Origin of the sequence: Legionella saoudiensis (genome assembly GCF_001465875.1) — a bacterium.
GTDB classification, from domain to species: Bacteria; Pseudomonadota; Gammaproteobacteria; order Legionellales; family Legionellaceae; genus Legionella; species Legionella saoudiensis.
Genome location: NZ_LN901318.1, coordinates 20,609 through 38,657 on the forward strand (window position 1 = coordinate 20,609; position 18,049 = coordinate 38,657).

Here is an 18,049-nt window from a genome sequence, read left to right on the forward strand (position 1 = left end):
AATGTAGTTTAACGGAGGTGGACTTTATAAGAATGGGACTATTCCTGTAAAAAAATAGCTGAACAGTTAGACCTATATCTTCGTTCCCTTAATGTTTCTATTGGCCCCTAAACCCATGAATAAAATAGTTTATCATTTATTTAAATATACAGTTCTACTGCTATTTTCTTTTAATTCTTTTGCCTTGGATAGTCTAACTAATATTCAATCGGGAATTTCCATTTATTCGGAATATTATCCTAATGCGCTAACTCAATTTAAGGGCACAATAATTTTTGAAAATGGCAGTGGAACTACGATAGATGAATGGAAAGAAAACAAAAAATTTTTTAATTGTGTCACACAACTTGGCTCTGTATTTTTGTATGATCGAAGTGGGCTTGGCGGGAGCTATCCTGATCTTAAGTTTTCAGCAACAAATCCACTTACAGCAAAGTTGGTTAGTAATAGGTTATTAAAACTTTTGAAAAAGTTAAATATGAAACCACCCTATTTAATTGTTGCTCATTCATATGGCGCTATGTATGCTGGATATTTTACCTTGAAAAATCCTACTGTTGTAAAAGGTTTGCTTCTAGTGGATCCGGTACCTAAAAATTTTAATTTTTCTACTAAATTAATACAGAAACACAAAAAAGGACTAGAAGAGGCAAAAATAAAATCTGCGAGTTACATTTATAAAAAGTATGGTGGTTCAGAGGCAGAAGTTGCCTATCAATTGTTAGGATTTAGTGAGTCAAAAAATTCAATTAAAAATTTGGGTGATATTAATAATATCATTCCTGTTGTAATTATTTCATCTACCGAAATGGAAAAGGAACATCCATTAAAAGAGGACTGGTATAAAAATCAAAAACAATGGCTTAATAAAAATAAACAAAGTCAAATATATTCCGTGTCGTCGAGTCATTTTGTTCAAATAGAACAGCCCCAACTGGTCTGTAACAAAATTAAAGATCTTTTAAAGGACTAATATCTTAACAAACACGGAACCAAATATTTTGGAACTAACACATTTGGGGGGCTTCCACACGACCCCTAATTAAGAATTTTTATCTGTGCTATGGCACTACATCGAATAGTGCCAATCTAAAGAAGGGTTGAGAATCATTCCATTACACATTGTTCGCCTTCGGTAATGCAATATTCTTTAAATAACTCAATTGCCTTCGAAGTGTATCCTTCAACCAACTCATGCATAAATTTTTCTGCAACGCTATCTTTCATGTTTGATGAAAAAACAAAGAAGTTTGCGCAATGGATACGATGTACAGCCGAGATTAAATACTCCATGCTTCGGTTTGTGCTCGCATAGGTATAAGGTTCTAAGAAGTAGGAAAAATTCGCAAAATTTAAATCTTTTTTATCAGTATAATTAGCCAAATAATTTGTATATTTGGAAGCATACTCTTCCCGGAAATCATAAGATTCCCTTAAATCAAAGAGATATCTTTTCGGTAGATAAAACAAAAAGCTCATGTTATTAAAAGCATCGCCTAAAGCGTTATAATATCTTGTATCCGTTACTTTTTTAAAATAGAAGGCGCGAGAAATATCATATTTTACCAGGGTGGCCAATGAAAGCATTAATTCAAAATCGGGATTGGGTTCTTGTATCAGTTCGTAGATTCTATATAAGCGCCAAATACTCGTTTTAGCATAACCGTCACAAGTAACCCTATTACACATATCAAATATTTTATTATGTGCGTAAATGGCCGTTTTAATGAATTTGTCTTTTTCAAAATCAGTTGGATGTGGAGGGTGAGAAGTAACGGGGTATTGCCCAATACTCTCAAGATAATATCCGGTATAGTCTGCACCAAAATTGATGTTTCCAAGTTTTTCCATAGAGCACCCAATCGGTTTATGATTGGAATAAAGCTTAGGAAAAAGAATTAGGTTCTTAAAGGTTGCTTCTAAAGGGTGGTTATCAAGAAACAGTTGATGGTTTTGTTCAATTTTTTTTATGAAAGGTTCCAAAGTTTGAAAACATCCTCGACGTTTTAATATAGAAGTGGTCTCTTGAATTTGCCATTTAAAATTTTGATCGATACGTTCCTTGCTGTAGAGCGAAAATGCCTCTGGGGCATGAGTGAATGATAATATAAGTAGTAAAACGAGTTTTTTAATCATATTTTCTTTCCATATTAGTGCGAGAAATTTTAATAAGCTGAAATAAAATTGTTTTGGACGTGTAATAACCCCAATTTGTTTAAACATTAACCTGTTTTGATATTGAGAAAATGTTTAATCCATTCTCAAACTGTATGCGATTAGGGTTTGGGATATCGAATGTGTCAACGATGGTTTGATTTTTTGCACTAAAAGCAATTTTACCACGTGAATGGAGTGCGCGATTAATGTTTTGGATAATGCTCTTAGAATCAATCTCGTCAAAAATAAGCCAAATGTTACGGCTGAGGGCAAAGTCTATAATTGAATTAAGCACAAATTTATTCCCGTCAGTATCTTTTTCTCCAGGGTAATAAGTAAAAAGTCCTTCATTATTTATGGAGTCAAGAGAATTAATAAAATCATTTAAAACGGGAATAATCAATGTTTGATATTCTTGAAATTCAAACCGAGGATCTTTGAATTCATGGGAAAGCCAAGGGTTAAATACCCGGTCCTTTGAATGGGGTTTATATTCTTTTTGACATCGCTCATCGCCAAAAAAACAAAATCGTTGATTCATCGCGCGAAGAGAGCGAATTAATTCATTTAAAAAAACAGTTTTTCCTGTTCTAGTATTACCACTCAAGATTAGACTTTCATCGTTGTTCGTGTACGTAGAGAGATTGTTTTGAATCATTTGAAGAAGATCTGCATATCCATGAATTTGGGTGTTCATTCTAAATTTCCATAATGAGAAAGACCTAAACTATGAATTATATCGTAATCATGTTTTGAAAACTATTCGTTCTTTGTATGTATTTGTTTTAGATGCATTCGATAAATCTGTTCGTTGTTATCAAATATTATTGATTCAAAATACCCAATATACATTATTACCGTTATTGTTAAATAAACAAGAACTAGAGCCCTTATGAAAAAAGAAGACATTAAACTGCCTTTTGGTTTGAATGAGCAAAATAATCTTGTTCATATAGCTGATGTAGAGCGTAGTTCAACGCACAGCTATTTTTGCCCATCCTGTAAATCGCCACTCACTCCGGCAAAAGGGCGTATAAAACAACACCATTTCAAACATGCGATGGGTAGTGAGTGCGGTGGCGGCTTAGAAAGTGCAATACATTTAGCCGCGAAGCAGCAGATAATGAAACACATGCACATTATGCTTCCTGAATATGTGTCTATTGCTCAGGCTACTGATTCAAAGGGAAAGAATCACCGGGAGCAACAAGAATACATCGGGCGGGAAGGGAAGATGATGTCTTTTCCTAATATAGAGGAAGAAAAAGTACTGCATGGAATGAAAGCTGATCTTCTCGCAACTAAAGGAGAGCATTTTCTTATTATTGAAATTTATTATCGACATCGAGTGGACGAACAAAAAATTGAGAAAATAAAGAAGGCCAACATCTCAGCTATAGAAATTAATTTATCGGATTTGCAACCTGATGAGGTAAAGGATATGGATTCGTTTTGGTTGTCTCTTAATAATTCTAAACGAATGCAATGGTTACATAATGCGAAGGCTCATGCTGAATTTCCAATGCTCGAAAAGAAACTACTCACTCGGATTGAGCAACAAGAGGAACAATATAAGTTAGAAATGGAACGAGATCAAAAAAAGGAAGATAAAGAAAGAGCCCAGCTTAGTGCGGCTGTCGATGAATTACTGCTTCTGCTTCGAAGTGAATCAAAAAGTACTCGATTACATGGGGAACTAGAACAGCACCCAGCTTGGAACCGTTATTGTCAATCTCTTGGGCTTTCAATTGATCAGTTACCAGATTACCTTAATTTAGCCGTGCCTTACGGCGACTGGATCTTTGGTTGTGATCGCCGAATTTGGCAGGCAGTAGTATATTGCACTTTCATATCTGGCAACAAGGATACTAGAAAAGGGTTTTCCATTCAGCGAGTAAATGCCTGGTTAATTAAAAGTGCTCAGTTAAAGATTCCATCTTGTGCAGAAACAGTAGCAAGATATGCTCGACGTTATCCTGAACTTATCCCCGTAGAATTGAAAAATAATGTCCCCTCTTCATGGGGAGCTCTACGTGCCTTTTTTAATAATTTGTGCAAGTTAGATTTAATTATGTACATTGACAGCGATTATCATTATCCAGGGAGCTGTTGGTATTCAATAGTAAGAATGAATTCCAAATGAATTAATAAACTCAAAGGATTTGGGACCTCTTATTTACAGGGGATATTTTCAAATAGAAGGGCTCTATTTTTTTTGTATAAAGTTAAAAACATAAAGACCCTCTTTCATTTTGATGTCTCGGTATTCAAATAGGCCCTGTATAAAACCTTGAAGAACATGGTCGGGCATCATCGATGCCCGAGGGTTATCCAAGTCAGTTCGCCAGCCCTTTATTTTGGATGGGGTGGCCGTAATGCCGCCGAGTTTGAATAGTTCAATGAGTAGGTCTTTATCTTTTCCCACTCCAGTTAAGTGGAGCATCTGACGAAAGAAATCATTGTTGGTCATTTTTTTCTTCTAATTTTTCTAGTGACAAATGTTCAAAATTACATCGAATGTCACACGCGTGACACTGATAAAATTCGGTTGATATGTCATCCTCATCATAGTTTCCTTCATTTCGCTCAAACTCTCTTTTCATGAAATCGTGAAGGATTTCATCAACGCAACCCTCAATACGAGCTTCTGTAAGGATTGTCTGCGGGTTACAAATGACATTATGGAAGTATTGGGCCATTTCTTTATTTAGATCGTTTGACAAAGAGGAGAAATATTGTTCTTTAGCTTGGGCAATGATGAGCTCAGGATTACATTCAGTCTCGGAGTTATTGACCATCTCAAATAAGGCGGCTTTGTTATAATCATGTCTATAGCTGCTCTCTACTAGAATATGGGCATCATTGGCGGAGAAAGCCACATAAAATTCATGATTGGTATCGTCAGTCACCTTTTCTACATGATTAATATATAATCCAATTTCTGCTGAAGCGGCAGCACATTCAATATCTTTAAAAGAATTAAAATAATCAGCGCACAGTTGTTCAAAAATACGGTGTTGTTCTTCTACCCAATTATTATTTTCAATGCCATTAATAAGATGAATAGAATCAGGTGTGTGAGGTAGTTGTAGATAGGCTTTTTTCCATAAATTTGATTTGTAGCTTTCAGTGTAAGAAAAGGTAATCGCTGACTTATCCAGTTCGAATGAAATATTATGAATGTCGAAGTGACTCATATGAATTCTCCTGTGCGGTGAATATCTTAGGGCAAACACTATGTGTTTATGCCCGATGTTTAACAGCTGCCTATTCGGCAGTAATGTTTTCAATGTAGTAAAAAAAACTAATGATGTCAATGTATAGTGCGTACTCTAGTTAAGGTGACTCTTTTTAAAGAGGACTCACATAGAATGCTGCTTTACCTGGCTTTTGATAGCCTTTAGAATTTTTGTTATTTAGTCAGGCCTAAATGATGTTTCACTCAATCTGGTTATGCTTACCAAATTTATAAGTGACAAATCGTAGAAGTTTTGGATTTCACGAAGAGCCTTAAGTCGAGCTCGCTAGAAGAGTGCCGGGAAAGGCAAATTTTTCACCTAGGCGAACATACACAGAAAATTGGATCTTATTACCCAATTCATCGGATGAAATAATCCTATCAGTTTGTTCTTTTGCAATTTGAATCACAAAGGGGGAATCCGTTTCGTCATCGAAAATAATCTCTAATCCGCCTGGTATTAATGAAATGGACACGGATTTAGTTGACCGCATTTCCGAAAGAAGATGTTTTTGATTATCGGGTATGAGTAAACGTGCACAGCCCGCATTCCACGAGAGATAAAACTCGCCTTCTTTAGCTGCCTGTGAATCAAAATAATCGGTTCTTTGTAAGATCACACCCGTATTTTCAAATGTATACACTGTTCTCGTTACCTCAAGTCGTTGCTCGATGCTGATGGGGTTATAACTAAGTGAGCGTAAAGGATAACTTATTTTAAGTAAAACTGAAATTTCTTGGAAGAGTTCTTGTAAAACTACTTGCTGCCTATTCGGCAGTAAATTAAGTAGTTTTACAAGAGTTATAAGTATAGAATGTCTTTCTCGCGGGAAAAGGAATAACGTTAAAAAACCTTGATTTCGGGTGTTTGCGCAAGTCCTTCGTTTGCAACAGAGACAACGGGGGCTTTTTCAGAAAACAAACCCAATCCTGTTTGTGAAGCAGAGTGTTGTAAGGTGGGGCGCGGTGGCGTTTCAGGCTCATCGAATCGCTCTACGACTGAATCTAACTTGTTGAAGAGTTGTCTTTGTTGATTTAATAAATTATGAAACTCGTTTGTTGCTTCTGTGTAGCGCTCTGTTGTTGCAGAAATGTGTGTAGTTGTTTGGGTTAGTACCTCGTTTAGGCTTTCAAAGCGCTGCTGATTATTCTCAATAAAGTCAGTAATCTTTTTCTCAAAGACCGCTCGTTGTTCTTCACTAAGTGTCATCATGCCGGTGAAGTTGCTTAAAGTTTTCTTGAGAATTTGTATTGTAGTTTGGTGCTTTACTCGTTCGGCCCCCATCTCTGATTCAACCTGGCCAATTCGCATAATTTGTTCTGTTAACTGAATTTTAGTGTGTTCGTACTCTTTACGTACCGATTCAAGCTGAGCGTTAATTTGTTCATATAAGTCTGAATGAAGTGCGGATGCAGCAATGAGTTGTGCCGCTTGGGTTTCTAAGTCGTGAACTAACTTTAGTTGTTGTTCTTCTGTTGTTTTTAATCTATTTATTGTTAATGAGAGCGTGGTGCGTTCCTCCTCTAACCGAGAAACATTCTCTGATAATTTCGTGTTTTCAGTATGTATTTTTTCTATTTCTTGTTTTAATTGTTCGTGTAATTCATGTGTTAGTTCAATGATTGAGGTTTGAAGCGTATTCAAATCTTTAACAATATCTTTGAATTTCTGAGTGTTTAATGAAGCTTGTTGATGATGTGAAGTAAGTAAATTATCTCCCACAATGTAAATTGCGGAAACAAATAAGCTAATAGTAAGTAAAACAGCAAACTGCATCAGAATACTAATGAGCAACGAGGGAACAATGATCGTAACGCCAAGGCCAATTCTCCACCAAAGGGGCTGATTCCCCCAATAAGTCGCCATTTGTGTAAGTTGGCTGTGATCTCGTGCAAAGGCATCAAGTGCATGGTCAAGGAGTTGCTGTAATTCCTTTAAGCGTTCGTGCGTTGTTTTAATTTGTTCAGCTTTCAAGGCGAGTGAATCAGTTGCAGAGGTTGTTTGAGGGGCGGTACGTGTCATAATCCTTTTCCTTGTTTGATGACATTAGATAAAACCATGCAAGGTAAAACCAGCGGTTGATGATTTAAAAACGCTCATTATACTGCGCAATAAATTACCAGTCATTAAAAATTTCACCAATGTAATGCTTCATGTGCGGGTTAAAATATAACCTATTGTTATATAATAATTAATAGAAGAATGCTCGCGAGAGTTACGTCACTAAGTCTTCTGAACAGGGCGCTTATTAGGCACAATTATTGATTAGGTTCGTTTCTTTTTGACTGCTTCTGGAGAACGGGAAGCGGTTTTCTTCTTCTTGCCCATACTTTCTTTAAGTAAAGCAATGAAGTCAACTACTGAATCGCGACTTTGAGTAGCTGCTTTGGAAACTTTTTTGCCTGATTTTTTAAGTTTCGCTGTTTCCTTATCTAACCATTTTTGCATCGTTTCGCGGTATTCATTATGGTATTTTTCAGGATACCAGGCGGTGGACATGTCTTTAATTAAGGCCTCTGCCATTTTAATTTCTTTGTCAGTAACTTTATAGACTTTTAGTTCTTCTCGGGGAACATTTACTTCTTCCTCTTCGCGGATTTCGTCTGCAAAATGGATTAAATATAAAAGTAATGCGTGATCGTGCGGAATAACAAGACTTAACGATTCTTTTGTCCGAATAATTACCTTGGCTACTCCTACTTTATTTGTATTTTTAAGGGCTTCTCTTATAAGAACATAAGTTTTTTTATTTTTACTTTCCGGTTGCAGGTAGTAGGGTTTTGAATAATAAAGGTTATCTATTTCTTTCAAATCAACAAACTCCTCGATATTTATTGATTGAAACACATCAGGACTTTCTTTTTGAAACGCCCCTTCATTCACAATGATGTAACTGCCTTTTTCATATTCCCAGCCTTTAACTATATTTTCCCAGGGAACTTCTTTCCCGGTGTCTTCATTAACACGTTGATACCTAACGCGAGAGTTTGTTGTTGAATCAAGGAGATGAAACTTTAGGTCATTATTTTCCTCTACAGATACTAAGGACACAGGGATAGATACCAGCCCAAATGAAATTTCGCCTTTCCAAATTGATTTAGCCATAATACCCTCTGTTGATGAGAATTTTGGTAAATACGCATTTTAGCGATTAAGCCATCGACTTAAGGCTTCTATAGTTTCTTCATTCACCTTAATGAGCTGCAGATAGAGCGGCTCCAATAATGAGCGGTGTCCTTCTTTATAATAGCGTTCAAGATACTGACACGCATAGCTCATTTTAAGGATGCCCAGATAATTTACTCCACCTTTGATTTTGTGTGCGAGCTCTTCAACTTTATGCCAATTTAAATGTTGGTACTCTAACTTCATTTGATGAATGTCTTTTTGTATTTCATCGGAGAGGTAGGTATTCAAGAGTGTTGCAAGTAAGTTTAGATCCGGAATATGCGTCAGAGCACGTTGTTCATCAAATAGAGCAAAAGCATCTAATTGAAAGAGCTCTTCTTCGGTTTTGGGTAAACCTGCTCCCAAAAATAGTGGTTTATCCAAACCCGGGTTATTTTTAGGTACTAACGACGCTGGATTTAGTACTCGATGGATGCATTGTTCTAAGCTGTTGATTGATGCAGGTTTACTTAATACATCGTTCATTCCAGCACGCTGACATTCTTCCCATGCAGTTTCTTTAGCATGGCCTGTTAGGCCTATGATGGGAGTGATGGATTGATTTAATACACGTTCCTTATTGCGAATTCGAGTGCTTAATTGTGTCCCAGAGATACCCGGTAAGCCAATATCCGTAATGATTAAATCCACCGGATTTGTTTGTAACAAAGTCCACGCGTCCTCTCCAGAGGTGGCAGAAATAAAGGAGTAACCTTCTTGGGAGAGCATCATTTCCAGAGTTTTCAAGGCAATGACATTATCTTCCACCAATAAAAGGTGGGCTTTTTTTGAGGCCGCTTTCGAAGGAGGGGAGGGTGAAGCTTGAACCTTGCTCAGGGCTGGGGCTTCACCTAAAGGACATTGCACGTCAAAATGAAAAGTGGTTCCTTCTCCTACCTTACTGGTCAAAGTGATATGTCCTCCTAATAAGGTGACATAAGATTGGGCAATGTGTAAGCCCAAGCCATGGCCGGTATAAATTTCTTTATACGAGGAGCTCACTTTAAAAAAGCGTTGGAATACTTGAGATTGCACCTCTTCCGGGATTCCAATTCCGGTATCGGACACCCCTAACTTTAAATGTACAGTCGATTCACCCAGGTGCAGGCATTCAATTGATAAGGTAATGCATCCAGACTGAGTAAATTTGATGGCGTTACCCAGAAGATTTAATAAAATTCGATGAATTTTATTGCGGTCGCTGCGTATATAACGTGGTACATTCGGTGCAATATGAGCCTTTAAAGCAAGGTGTTTTAACGAGGTAGCCGGTGTTTCCAAACGAATTAAATCGTCAATACACTGGTGCAGGTCAAACGATTCTGTTTTAACGTCGGTTTCTCGTAGATTTCCGGCACGCACATCATCTAAAATATCATTGAGCATATGCAATAGCTCTTTACCACTGTCATGGAGCATGTGGGCTTTATCTCTGTCCTCCTGGTTATTGAGGCTCTGCTCTAACAGTTCAGATAGACCAATAACCCCAGTCAAAGGTGTTCTGATGTCATGGCTTATGTTGGCAATGAATTCAGTTTTGGCTATGTTGGCTGCCTCAGCAAGTTCACGTGCTTGCTTCAAAGCGGTGATGTCTGTAGAAATACCCGCTACCCCTGTAACTTCACCTTGTTGATTGTATAAGGGGACTCTATTGGTTAAGAAATAAAAAGAAGAACCCTCTGGATTGGGAATCGGTGGATCTTCGCTGTCTAATATAGGCGTTCCCTTATTAATCACGGTTAAATCGTCATTTTTAAGTTTTTCTGCTAACCCTTCTGGCCACTGACAGAGTTGAGATAACTCTTCGTAGGATTTACCGATAAATTCTTCTTTGTTCATTTGAAGCATATTGAGCACGTTTTGATTACAACCTACCATAAGACACTCTTTATTCATCCAATACACATTACACGGCATGTTTTCAATGAGAGACTCTAAATTATGAATGGTTTCCTTGTCTTTGCTTTGAGTAAAATTGAGGGTTTGCACTAAATAGTACTTGGTATCTTCAAATTCGATCGTTTCAAAAGACCAGGTTAATTCGATGCCTTGGTAAATAAGTTTTTTACTTTGGGCGTTTTGAGCCTGATGAACAAAAGCCAGGAGTTTGGCATCTATTTGTTTTTGGGTACAAAAAGTCGAAAAATTGACTTCATGCACCTCATTATTGGCGCATTGAAATATTTGTTTTGCACTATCATTAATAAAAAGGATATTCAATTGCTCATCAAGGATGAAAAAAAGCTCACTTAACTTGGTGGCTAATACCTGCTCCATAAGATTGAAAAAGCCTTGTGATTTATAGTTTGTATTCATTACTAACAATATCCTTCACACATAGTGCTTGTTTATTGTGCATTCATGGGCATAATAGAGATCGTTTTGAGATTAATTATAGACTAAGAATAAAGAGGGGTGGGATATGAGCATAAGCTGTCTTCTTATGGGCGAGGATAGTTTGTTGATTCAGTGCGGTCAGTTCCTTTTAGATAAAGGCCACCACATAAAATGGGTAATTTCACCCGTTAAATCAATTCAGTATTGGTGTGAAGACAACAACATTGCGTGGTGTGTTTCATTTGATGAGCTTTTTCCTACGGACGATAATCGTGTTGATTACTTGTTTAGTATTGTTAACAGCACCATATTGACGCAAAAACAATTAGACATCGCACGGTTGGGCGCGATTAATTATCATGACTCTCTATTACCTTCCTATGCGGGTGTTAACGCCACAACCTGGTCTTTAATTAATGGCGAATCGACTCATGGAATCACCTGGCATGAGCTCAATGTTGAAATTGATGCAGGAAGCATCATCCATCAAAGTCGTGTTCCTATATTTAATGAGGATACGGCGCTTACACTTAATTTAAGATGTTTTGAAGCAGCAATTAATGGGTTTGAACAGGTGATTAAGGCCATTGAAACGTCCACCATCCAGAGACAAATCCAAGATATAAAACAGCGTAGTTACTATGGCGTAACACATGTTGTCCCTGATTTGGGGTTTATTAATTGGAATACTGCTCGTGCACGTGATATCGAGCGGACAAATCGCGCCTTGACCTTTGGCCATTACAATAACAATGTGGGGTTATTAAAATTATACTTAGGGCATAATGCGGTGGTTGTACGTGAGGTAAAGCCAGTTGAAGATGAGGAAATTGCACGCATCGGAGGCCAATTACTGGCTATTAAGCCGGAAGGATTATTGATTTCCACTCAATGTGGCTCTGTTTTGTTAAATGGTTTTTACACCCTATACGGTGTTCCATTATCAATGGATGAGCTAGTGCGTTGCGCTAACTTGCGAGTGAACTCCATGCTTCCTTGTTTTGATGGGGCGCTAATACAGCACTACCATCCTTTATATAAGAAGTGCTTAAAAGAAGAACCGTTTTGGCTCAAACAACTCCTAAGAGCAGAGGAGCATACTTTATTTTCAAAAATGGCTACGGATTCTAATAGTACATACAAACAATTGGGATCTGTTTGTAGCGATTCTTATGCAATGGAGAATGTTCGTTATCAGTTATTGGTTTGTGTTTTTATTTATTTGTATCGTTTGAACAATTATGAGCCGTTCACCGTTTTTTATAATGATGATGAACTCAACGAGCTCGGCTTATGTGGCGGAATTTTTTCTAGTTTACTACCTCTTACCTTTGAATCTGATCGTGAAATCACACCCCAACAGTTGATGCAGGAACTCACTGAGCAGATTAATGAGATTAAAACGCATGGAACTTACCTTACTGATATCTTCATGCGTCATCCTGACTTGGAAACCAAACAAATTGACTTTGTGATTACCTTGGGTCTTTCTAAAAAAGAACAGGACGTGCCTCCAAACTCACTGATTCATTTTGAAATTAACGAGCAAAATGAATTAGTAATTTATCATCGATTGAATAAAAAACATCAGGGCGGTGGTTTGTCTTCTATTTTAACGAATATGCCGCAGCATTTGGAAAATATTCTTCAATGGATGTATCAAAACTCCAATCAACCCATCCATAATATGTGCTTTTTAACGACTATGGAGCGTGAAAACCTTAATGATTGGGGGGTAGGGCAGAACGAAGAATTACCCTCAACGTCCATTACTCAACTATTTGAACACCAGGTCATTACCCATCCTGAGCGCATTGCGATTTATGAAAATAACTATGAATTTTCTTATCATCATTTATGGGAACAAAGTGAAAAAATAGCGTCTTTTATTAATACGCTTAATCTTCCTCAGCAGACCTTAATTGGGATATATATTCCGCGAAGTCATAACATGCTGGCTTTAATTTTGGGAATTCTTAAAGCGGGTTGTGTTTATGTTCCACTCGACCTTCGATACCCTCTGCTTAAAATAGAGATGATCATTAACGAGTCGAAGTTAACTCATTTAATGACTATAGAAAGCCAGATGCCTGCATTGATGAATCAATTTGGACAGAGCGTACATTTATACAATGCAGAAGAATTGTTGGCACGCAATGAGAATTCTTTGTCGCTTAATCAAGACCTCGAAAATCCATCGGTGAATAATCCACTGGCTTATATTATGTTTACCTCAGGAACAACAGGAACGCCTAAAGGTGTGATGGTGTCTCAAAAGAATGTAATCAATTATTGCCATTGGTTTACTCAAAGTAATGGATTTACAGCCGATTCGATTATCGATTTCTCTTCTTCCTTAGCCTTTGATTTATCTGTGCCTTGTACTTTAGCACCACTCTTGGTAGGCGGTGCATTGGCTATTTGTGATGAACAGCAAAAAATAAATCCTAAATTGTATTTGCAGCATCTGAAACGATACGCCATAACGCATACTGAGTTGACGCCAGGGTATTTGGAGTTATTGTTGCACTATCCTGAAGACATTAAACAGTTAGGTGATTTGCGCTATGTATTGCTTGGCGCGGATGTGGTGCATACAGAAGAGGTGACTCAATGGTTAGCCTTATGTCCCACCAGCACAATAGTTAATGAATATGGACCTACAGAAACTACCGTTTCTGCAACTTCTTATTGTGTGACGGAGCTCAATGATTTAACGGAGGCCAGTGTTCCTATTGGCCGACCGGCTTTCAATAGCACCTGCTATTTATTGGATAAATATTTTAATTTGTGTCCTATCGGAATGATGGGCGAATTATATATTGGCGGTGCTCAAGTCACAGAAGGATACCTTGGAAAGCCTGAATTAACCGAGCAAAAGTTTATTAAAATGAAGTTCAATGAATTTGAGGAGACTTTATATAAGACTGGAGATTTAGCCAGCTGGCTACCTAAAGGCCATTTACAGTTTTTTGGTAGAAACGACCATCAAGTTAAAATTCAGGGTTATCGCATTGAACTACCCGCTATAGAGTCAATCCTTATGAAACATGAGGCTATTTTTCAAGCGGTGGTCGTGATTCGAGAAGAGCGCCATAAAGAAAAGTATTTGAGAGCGTATATTGTTTCCGAAGACAAAAATATCAATACCCATCAAATCAAAGAGTTTCTGGCTTTGTATTTGCCTGCGTACATGCATCCAAAAGAGTTTTGTGTTGTTTCTTCTATTCCTTTAAAAGAAAATGAAAAAATAGATTTTGATACATTGGAACGGCAAGCCAGTATTTTGCTGGCGTATAATCCTGAATTATCAAATCAAGCACTCAATGATACCCAAAGAATTTGCCTTGAGATTTGGCAGAAAGCATTTTTGTCGCAAGTGATTCATCTTGAGGATAATTTTTTTGAACTCGGAGGCGATTCACTGTTAGCCTTACAAATCATTTCTGCCTTAAAAAGCCATTTTAAATTACCAATTCCCCTCTCTGTGCTGTTTGAGTACCCTGATATTATTTCGCTTGCTCATCAATTGGATTTATTGGTTGCGGAAGGTAGAAGTACGCACGCTCACGCTTCTTCAAGCGTCATTAAATTATCATCGGGGCCTCATAAGACGCCCTTATTTTTGGTTCATCCGGTAGGCGGCTCGGTCTTTTGGTATCAACAATTAGCTCAAAGATTAGATGGGAAATACACTATTTATGGGATAGAGGATCAGAGCATTAATGGTCATTTGCGCCGATTTGCATCAATTTCGGAGATGGCACAATTCTATTTGGAAGAAATCGATAAAGTATATCAAGGTGAGGAATATTGTTTAGGCGGTGCTTCATTTGGTGCAACTGTGGCAGTTGAGATGGCGAATCAGTTAATGCGGTCTAACAAGTCTGTTACATTTTTAGGACTGTTCGATGGATGGGCAAAATACCCAGATTCGCTAATCAAGTCGAATACGATGGGGCTATTGAGCAAAAATGAGGAGATAGGACAACAAACAAGCGAACATCTACAAGAACTAGAAGAGTATAGGAAAAAACTACTATTGGCATTTAAGCTTCCTACTATTCGTTCCGACATCACGTTATTTAAAGCAAAGGATCTTTGGGATGCTTTTGTTCTAGCTGATGATCCTTTTAACGGGTGGGAGCCTTTTGTTGAACACGAGATCACGGTGCATGCGATTCCTGGCACACATGAAACTATGTTTTTTGAATCTAACGTGGATCATTTGGCGAATCTTGTGGAATTAGAGGCTTTTTCGAAAAGAAAACGGTGAATTAAATGTACCTGTTTCTAATAATTACCAAGTCATAATGATTGTTCGTTCCTCGCAATAGTTGCTCCTCTTTGGCAACTATTTGAACGTGGAAAAAGCAACCTTAAGGCTTCGGGTTAATATCATATTATATTATATTATATTATGTCATATCATATGATGGAATATGAATTGCAAAGGAGTATGATATTTTTTGCAAAAGCCCCCATTGGGACTCTTTGTATATAAATGAAGAAAGAATATCAGGATATTTTGATGAGGAGTAATCTGCTTGTACGACTAGCACTCCAAAACGTTTAGTTCAGTTGTCCTAAGTAAAACTTAAAACAGATTTAACCCCCACAACTAAGAATTTAATATCTTTAGGATAGTTGAATATGTGTATTTTAGAATCCTTATATGCTAAATGGACTTCTTTCAAAAAAAATAAGGACATTGAAAAAAGTAATAGAATTACAGATACATCCATTATTAATAGAAATCATGATAGATTAAATGTTTCTGAATCGATCATTCCGCGAATTTTAAACATCATCAAAGATGAGTCTTATTTTCCTTTAACGATCGCACTTACGGGGGAATGGGGGGCTGGAAAAACATCTGTCATTAACTTATTGAAAAGTAATTTAGCCGAAAATAAAAATAACGTTGTTATTTCTTTTGACCCATTAATCGAGGGCAAACACACTGTAAGCGAGTTGATCGAGTTATTTTACCTTAAAGTAATTCAGCAAGTTGCAAATAAGGCTATAAAGAAAGCGTTTAAAAAGCTTTTTTTATCAATGTTAACAATCATTCGATTCAAAACAAGTTTGCAATTTACAGATCCTAGTCAAGGTGTGGCTTTAAGTTTGGAAAAGGATTGGGTTGCTGATGTCGAAAAGCTTACTCGACTATGGGAAAAAAATGTTCAACAACTACCATCCCAACAATTCCAAGAGATAAACTCTATTTTATTGCGAAGCGGGATTAAACTTTATGTCTTTATTGATGAGATAGACAGATTAAGTTCCGAACAGATTATCCCTTTTTTACTTTTTTCAAGAGTTATGGAGTCAATTGAGCCTTTAGTTTGTGTAATGGGCCTTGATTACAATAGAACAATTAGAAAATTAGTTGTGGAAAATAAATTAGGAAGCTCTAGTTATAATGATGTTAAATTCTATTTAGATAAGTTAATAACTCTTACCTTTCATGTTGAGGCGACATTAGATAATCGTGTTGAATTTTTGAGTGAACTTCTAATAACGCATCATATTTGTAATAAAGAGTTTATCCACGAATATTCTCACCAGCTTCGAGAAATATGTTATTATTTAATCACGCCACGTGGCATTAAGAAATTTGTAATATTGGCTTCAGCTAATAAGCAACTTATAGATTTTTCAGGGAATAGTATTTTATTCTTACAGCTATTAGCCATAGAAGTTAAAAATCCGATCATTAAAGAGTACTTAGCAAAACATGAAAATATTTTACATTTAGAAAATATTAAAAGTGAACCTGGATATAGTCATCTAATAAACAATCAAAAACCTGAATCTCAACAAGATATTTTAAACTTAAATAATAAGATTAAGAAAGTTCTTCTAGGAATTATAGATCCGAATCTTAAATTAACAGAAGCAGATTCTGTTGCTCTGAATGATATGACCCCCTATTTTATTACAGATCACTTTAATAGTAACTATATTCTCGATATCTTAGACTTACCTCGTAGCCTACTTCATGCATATGTAAGAAATTTAAACCGATTAGAAGACATAAAGCTATATTTTGACTTTTTTCAAGGAGATTTTCATGGTGCGCTTGAAATTTTAGTGGATATGACAAATCAAAATATTGCGGCAGATATTTCATTGGCTTTGATGAAAAATATTCGCTTACAGCAAAGGCCGGAAGAGATTAATCTGGAAACCCTTAATAAGCTGTGGCTTAAAAAGGTAAATTACTCAAACGGAAGTCCTTATACACAAATCGCATTATATTTATCCTCATTCGTTCCTTTGGAAAAACTAATAGATAAAACTAATTTACTTTTATCCGAATCCTTCATCATAAAGGTTCTTTCTGCTTTCAGTATTACAAATAACAATGGAATATATAATCTAGATCACTTTAGTAGTAGGAATATAAGGTTCCTTGAAGGAAGTTTAGAAAATGTATCATTTAAAAATAATTCAATAAAAAATTTTACTAAAGAACAGATTATAGAAATACTTAATATATGGTTAAAAAAATTATCTTCTTCACTAGAAAAGAAAGATCCTAATCTTGTTGAATCAGATAATTCGATAGGCTTATTTTATCGTTATATACAGTGGGGAAAGGCTCTTGGGCAAGACAACAGAGGGAAATTGAGTGAATATGTAAATAGTGTTTTGAAGAACAGCACTGTCTCAGAGGCAACAAAAATAAATTTTTGTCAATGCGTAATCTCCGCGGGTGGCCTTAATACTTCTTTTCCTCAAAAAACCCCCAGGTATATTATATTTGAGGAGTTTTTTGGTTCATCTTCTTTACAGTCAATCATTGAACATTACGCTGCAAAATAAACTGTTGAAACTAAACATAGGGTTTAACTTTTTAAAATTAGGATAGTGGCTTTATTCTTTTTTAAAGAAGGGGGGCAAAGATTTTCGCATCAGCACCTGATGGTTAACAATAAATTTATTGCTTAATGCCCAACGAGTACTCGTAGTTAATTCGCACACGTGTCCGGTCGTCTCGACTAAAATGCCGCACATAGTCTTTTGGCCAATTATTGCGGCAAGCAACTAGATAGTCCTTGGGTAACGGGCTAAATAGATCGTTAATTAGGAAGTGATAAAAATCATGATAAGCCTAACGGCATATTGCATTATTCCATTCC

Annotated in this window: 13 protein-coding genes; 4 read left to right on the forward strand and 9 right to left on the reverse strand. The window is 36.6% G+C overall.

Annotation, left to right across the window (positions count from 1 at the left end; all coding sequences use genetic code 11):
- Nucleotides 1-115 precede the first annotated feature (115 nt).
- Nucleotides 116-973, forward strand: a complete 858-nt coding sequence (locus tag BN3124_RS00150) for an alpha/beta fold hydrolase (RefSeq protein WP_058532856.1) — start codon at nucleotides 116-118, stop codon at nucleotides 971-973.
- Between the two features lie 134 nt (nucleotides 974-1,107).
- Here the strand turns inward: BN3124_RS00150 and BN3124_RS00155 are convergent, their stop codons facing one another.
- Nucleotides 1,108-2,136 (reverse strand): hypothetical protein, encoded by a 1,029-nt coding sequence (locus BN3124_RS00155; protein ID WP_149865161.1) that lies wholly within the window; start codon nucleotides 2,134-2,136, stop codon nucleotides 1,108-1,110.
- A 79-nt stretch (nucleotides 2,137-2,215) separates the two neighbouring features.
- The gene (locus tag BN3124_RS00160; RefSeq protein WP_058532858.1) at nucleotides 2,216-2,854 is read right to left on the reverse strand and encodes a hypothetical protein; all 639 of its coding nucleotides are present in this window, start codon (nucleotides 2,852-2,854) and stop codon (nucleotides 2,216-2,218) included.
- Nucleotides 2,855-3,049: 195 nt separating this feature from the next.
- On the opposite strand from BN3124_RS00160, the gene BN3124_RS00170 reads away from it, so the two are divergent.
- Nucleotides 3,050-4,300, forward strand: a complete 1,251-nt coding sequence (locus tag BN3124_RS00170; protein WP_058532860.1) for a competence protein CoiA family protein — start codon at nucleotides 3,050-3,052, stop codon at nucleotides 4,298-4,300.
- 63 nt (nucleotides 4,301-4,363) lie between these two features.
- Here the strand turns inward: BN3124_RS00170 and BN3124_RS00175 are convergent, their stop codons facing one another.
- From BN3124_RS00175 to BN3124_RS00200, 6 genes are all read right to left on the reverse strand, one after another.
- Nucleotides 4,364-4,627, reverse strand: a complete 264-nt coding sequence (locus tag BN3124_RS00175; protein ID WP_058532861.1) for a YehS family protein — start codon at nucleotides 4,625-4,627, stop codon at nucleotides 4,364-4,366.
- On the reverse strand, nucleotides 4,614-5,354 hold the full coding sequence (locus BN3124_RS00180; RefSeq protein ID WP_058532862.1) for a hypothetical protein: 741 nt from the start codon (nucleotides 5,352-5,354) through the stop codon (nucleotides 4,614-4,616). The genes BN3124_RS00175 and BN3124_RS00180 overlap by 14 nt, the downstream gene beginning before the upstream one ends.
- A 313-nt stretch (nucleotides 5,355-5,667) precedes the next feature.
- Nucleotides 5,668-6,039: a hypothetical protein gene (locus tag BN3124_RS00185; protein WP_058532863.1), complete on the reverse strand. Its 372-nt coding sequence runs from the start codon at nucleotides 6,037-6,039 to the stop codon at nucleotides 5,668-5,670.
- 200 nt (nucleotides 6,040-6,239) lie between these two features.
- Nucleotides 6,240-7,418, reverse strand: coding sequence for a hypothetical protein (locus tag BN3124_RS00190; RefSeq protein WP_058532864.1), 1,179 nt, complete (start codon nucleotides 7,416-7,418; stop codon nucleotides 6,240-6,242).
- 243 nt (nucleotides 7,419-7,661) lie between these two features.
- Nucleotides 7,662-8,501 carry a non-homologous end joining protein Ku gene (gene ku / locus BN3124_RS00195; protein ID WP_058532865.1) on the reverse strand — a complete coding sequence of 280 codons (840 nt, stop codon included), beginning with the start codon at nucleotides 8,499-8,501 and terminating at the stop codon, nucleotides 7,662-7,664.
- 39 nt (nucleotides 8,502-8,540) lie between these two features.
- A complete protein-coding gene (locus BN3124_RS00200; protein ID WP_058532866.1) occupies nucleotides 8,541-10,880 on the reverse strand; it encodes an ATP-binding protein in 2,340 nt (779 codons plus the stop codon).
- A 106-nt stretch (nucleotides 10,881-10,986) separates the two neighbouring features.
- Here BN3124_RS00200 and BN3124_RS00205 point away from each other — a divergent pair, with 106 nt between their 5' ends.
- Nucleotides 10,987-15,177, forward strand: a complete 4,191-nt coding sequence (locus BN3124_RS00205; RefSeq protein WP_078061425.1) for an amino acid adenylation domain-containing protein — start codon at nucleotides 10,987-10,989, stop codon at nucleotides 15,175-15,177.
- Nucleotides 15,178-15,554: 377 nt separating this feature from the next.
- Nucleotides 15,555-17,732 carry a P-loop NTPase fold protein gene (locus tag BN3124_RS00210; protein WP_058532868.1) on the forward strand — a complete coding sequence of 726 codons (2,178 nt, stop codon included), beginning with the start codon at nucleotides 15,555-15,557 and terminating at the stop codon, nucleotides 17,730-17,732.
- A 51-nt stretch (nucleotides 17,733-17,783) separates the two neighbouring features.
- Here the strand turns inward: BN3124_RS00210 and BN3124_RS17425 are convergent, their stop codons facing one another.
- Nucleotides 17,784-17,924 (reverse strand): DUF6012 family protein, encoded by a 141-nt coding sequence (locus BN3124_RS17425; protein ID WP_269057614.1) that lies wholly within the window; start codon nucleotides 17,922-17,924, stop codon nucleotides 17,784-17,786.
- Nucleotides 17,925-18,049 lie beyond the last annotated feature (125 nt).

Bases quoted from the DNA above. Each gene is read 5' to 3' on its own strand.
- BN3124_RS00150 (WP_058532856.1), top strand. From the start codon at position 116: ATGAATAAAATAGTTTATCATTTATTTAAATATACAGTTCTACTGCTA.
- BN3124_RS00155 (WP_149865161.1), bottom strand. From the start codon at position 2,136: ATGATTAAAAAACTCGTTTTACTACTTATATTATCATTCACTCATGCC.
- BN3124_RS00160 (WP_058532858.1), bottom strand. From the start codon at position 2,854: ATGAACACCCAAATTCATGGATATGCAGATCTTCTTCAAATGATTCAA.
- BN3124_RS00170 (WP_058532860.1), top strand. From the start codon at position 3,050: ATGAAAAAAGAAGACATTAAACTGCCTTTTGGTTTGAATGAGCAAAAT.
- BN3124_RS00175 (WP_058532861.1), bottom strand. From the start codon at position 4,627: ATGACCAACAATGATTTCTTTCGTCAGATGCTCCACTTAACTGGAGTG.
- BN3124_RS00180 (WP_058532862.1), bottom strand. From the start codon at position 5,354: ATGAGTCACTTCGACATTCATAATATTTCATTCGAACTGGATAAGTCA.
- BN3124_RS00190 (WP_058532864.1), bottom strand. From the start codon at position 7,418: ATGACACGTACCGCCCCTCAAACAACCTCTGCAACTGATTCACTCGCC.
- ku (WP_058532865.1), bottom strand. From the start codon at position 8,501: ATGGCTAAATCAATTTGGAAAGGCGAAATTTCATTTGGGCTGGTATCT.
- BN3124_RS00200 (WP_058532866.1), bottom strand. From the start codon at position 10,880: ATGAATACAAACTATAAATCACAAGGCTTTTTCAATCTTATGGAGCAG.
- BN3124_RS00205 (WP_078061425.1), top strand. From the start codon at position 10,987: ATGAGCATAAGCTGTCTTCTTATGGGCGAGGATAGTTTGTTGATTCAG.
- BN3124_RS00210 (WP_058532868.1), top strand. From the start codon at position 15,555: ATGTGTATTTTAGAATCCTTATATGCTAAATGGACTTCTTTCAAAAAA.
- BN3124_RS17425 (WP_269057614.1), bottom strand. From the start codon at position 17,924: ATGTGCGGCATTTTAGTCGAGACGACCGGACACGTGTGCGAATTAACT.